The organism is Streptomyces corynorhini (assembly GCF_003346515.1).
Lineage (GTDB): Bacteria > Actinomycetota > Actinomycetes > Streptomycetales > Streptomycetaceae > Streptomyces > Streptomyces corynorhini.
In genome coordinates, this window is record NZ_QQNA01000469.1 from 1 (window position 1) to 3,163 (window position 3,163).

Sequence of the window (3,163 nt, forward strand, 5' to 3'; positions counted from 1 at the left end):
CGCGAACTCATCGCACCCGGGCCGGGACCGGCCTGCCCGGGTGCGATGAGTTCGCGCGGGTGCGACGGTCAGTACAGGGACGGCGGCGGCCGGCCGGGCCGCCGCGTACCCAGGAAGGCAGGAGAGGACGATGCCGAAGATCGCGTCCAGTCTCTGGTTCGACACGCAGGGCGAGCAGGCCGCCGAGTTCTACGTCTCGGTCTTTCCGAACTCGCGCATCCGGAACATCACGTACTACGGCGAAGCGGGCCCCCGGGCCGCCGGCACCGTCCTCACCGTCGACTTCGTCCTCGACGGCGCGGACTTCACCGCGATCAACGGGGGGCCGCAGTTCACCTTCGACGAGGCGGTCTCGTTCGTGGTCGTCTGCGCGGACCAGGCGGAGATCGACTACTACTGGGACACCCTCTCCGACGGCGGCGAGGAGGGCCCCTGCGGCTGGCTCAAGGACCGGTACGGCCTGTCGTGGCAGGTGGTCCCCGAGGGGATCGACGAGCTGGTGAGCAGCCGGGACCAGGCGAACCAGGATGGTTCCCAGCGGGCCATGAAGGCCATGATGGGCATGAAGAAGATCGACATCGCCGCGCTCAGGGCCGCCGCGGGGCTGCCCTCCTGACCCGGCCCGCCCGGCCTCCCGCCCGGCCTCCCGCCCCGGGCGGGAGGCCGGGCCGCCCCGGCCGGTCCTCGGGTGGGAGGGCACTGTGCGCCGGAGCGCGGTCACGAGATATCTTGATGTCGAGAATTGTTGCAGACGTGGAGCGGAGCACCCGGTGACTGACTCGACCATCATCTATACGCACACCGACGAGGCCCCGGCCCTGGCGACGTATTCGTTCCTGCCGGTGGTCGAGGCATACGCCTCGACGGCCGGGGTCGCCGTGGAGAGCCGGGACATCTCCCTGGCGGGACGGATCATCTCCTCCTTCCCCGAGTACCTGGAAGAGGGCCAGCGCATCGACGACGCGCTCGCCGAGCTGGGCGAGCTGGCCAGGACCCCCGGTGCCAACATCATCAAGCTGCCGAACATCTCGGCGTCCATCCCGCAGCTGAAGGCGGCTGTCGCCGAGCTGCAGAAGCAGGGATACGCGCTCCCCGACTACCCGGACGACCCCAAGTCCGACCAGGACCGCGACGTCCGCGCGCGGTACGACAAGGTCAAGGGCAGCGCCGTCAACCCGGTGCTGCGCGAGGGCAACTCCGACCGCCGCGCCCCCGCCTCGGTGAAGAACTACGCCAAGGCGCACCCGCACCGCATGGGCGCCTGGACGGCCGACTCGAAGACGAACGTGGCGACCATGGGCGTCGACGACTTCCGCTCCACCGAGAAGTCCGCGGTCGTCGCCGAGGCCGGTTCGCTCCGTATCGAGCTGGCGGGCGACGACGGCACCACCACCGTCCTGCGCGAGTCCGTGCCGGTGCTGGCGGGTGAGGTCGTGGACGCGTCCGTGCTGCGCGTCGCGGCGCTGCGCGAGTTCGTCACGGCCCAGATCGCCCGCGCCAAGGCCGAGGGCGTGCTGTTCTCCGTCCACCTCAAGGCCACGATGATGAAGGTCTCCGACCCGATCATCTTCGGCCATGTGGTACGGGCGTTCTTCCCGAAGACGTTCGCCGCGCACGGCGCGACCCTCGCCGCCGCCGGCCTGACCCCGAACGACGGTCTGGGCGGCATCCTCAAGGGCCTGGAGTCGCTGCCCGAGGGCGCGAAGATCGCCGAGTCCTTCACCGCCGAGCTGGCCGAGGGCCCCGCGCTGGCGATGGTCGACTCCGACCGCGGCATCACCAACCTGCACGTACCGAGCGATGTCATCGTCGACGCCTCCATGCCGGCCATGATCCGCACCTCCGGCCACATGTGGGGCCCGGACGGCGCCGAGGCCGACACCATCGCCGTCCTCCCCGACAGCAGCTACGCCGGCGTCTACCAGGTCGTCATCGACGACTGCCGCGCCCACGGCGCCTTCGACCCGGCCACGATGGGCTCCGTGCCCAACGTCGGCCTGATGGCGCAGAAGGCCGAGGAGTACGGCAGCCACGACAAGACCTTCGAGATCGCGGCACCGGGCACCGTCCGCGTCGTGAACGAGGCGGGCGAGGCCGTGCTGGAGCAGCCGGTCAGCGCCGGTGACATCTTCCGCATGTGCCAGACCAAGGACCTCCCGATCCAGGACTGGGTCAAGCTCGCCGTCACCCGCGCCCGCGCGACCGGCGACCCGGCCGTGTTCTGGCTGGACGCGGGCCGCGCGCACGACGCCCACCTGATCGAGAAGGTCAAGGCGTACCTGCCGGAGCACGACACCGACGGGCTGCGGATCGAGATCATGACGCCGGTCGAGGCGACGGAGTTCTCCCTGGAGCGCATCCGCCGGGGCGAGGACACCATCTCGGTCACCGGCAACGTGCTGCGCGACTACCTGACCGACCTCTTCCCGATCCTGGAGCTGGGCACCAGCGCCAAGATGCTCTCGGTCGTCCCGCTGATGAACGGCGGCGGCCTCTTCGAGACCGGCGCCGGGGGCTCCGCGCCCAAGCACGTCCAGCAGCTCGTCAAGGAGAACTACCTGCGCTGGGACAGCCTGGGCGAGTTCCTCGCGCTGGCGGTCAGCTTCGAGCACCTCGCGCAGACCACCGACAACCCGCGCGCCCAGGTCCTCGCCGACACCCTCGACCGCGCGACCGGCACCTTCCTCAACGAGGACAAGTCGCCGAGCCGCAAGATCGGTGGCATCGACAACCGCGGCAGCCACTTCTACCTGGCGCTCTACTGGGCCCAGGAGCTGGCCGAGCAGACGGACGACGTACGGCTCGCCGAGGCGTTCGGCGCCCTCGCCAAGACGCTGGCCGAGCAGGAGGCGACCATCATCGGCGAGCTGGCCGCCGTGCAGGGCTCGCCCGCCGAGATCGGCGGCTACTACCAGCCCGACCCGGCCAAGGCCGCGACCGTCATGCGTCCCTCGGCCACCTTCACGCAGGCGCTCGCGATCCTCGGCTGACCGGTCGCAAGGACGCGCGGCCCCCACTGAAGGGCTGAACGAACGGAGGGGGCGGTCGCCCGGGTGAGCACCCGGGCGACCGCCCCCTCCGCCTTCCTCCGCCGCCGGAGCGTCAGAAGAACACGCCGCACCGCAGCAGCACATTCGCGTACGGCCGCGCCTCACCGGTCCTT

The 3,163-nt window shown here is 70.6% G+C and carries 3 protein-coding genes; 2 read left to right on the plus strand and 1 reads right to left on the minus strand.

The window, feature by feature from the left end; genetic code table 11:
- Positions 1 to 130 precede the first annotated feature (130 nt).
- Complete coding sequence (locus DVH02_RS34565; RefSeq protein WP_114627764.1) at positions 131 to 616, plus strand: VOC family protein; 486 nt, start codon at positions 131 to 133, stop codon at positions 614 to 616.
- Positions 617 to 770: 154 nt separating this feature from the next.
- Positions 771 to 2,990 (plus strand): NADP-dependent isocitrate dehydrogenase, encoded by a 2,220-nt coding sequence (locus tag DVH02_RS34570; RefSeq protein ID WP_114627765.1) that lies wholly within the window; start codon positions 771 to 773, stop codon positions 2,988 to 2,990.
- Positions 2,991 to 3,102: 112 nt separating this feature from the next.
- On the opposite strand, the gene DVH02_RS37220 is transcribed toward DVH02_RS34570, so the two are convergent.
- Positions 3,103 to 3,163, minus strand: a 61-nt coding sequence (locus tag DVH02_RS37220) for an RbsD/FucU domain-containing protein (RefSeq protein WP_407697717.1), incomplete at its 5' end; no start/stop codon positions are given.

Excerpts from the sequence above, each read along its gene's own strand:
- DVH02_RS34565 (WP_114627764.1), top strand. The coding sequence starts at position 131 with ATGCCGAAGATCGCGTCCAGTCTCTGGTTCGACACGCAGGGCGAGCAG.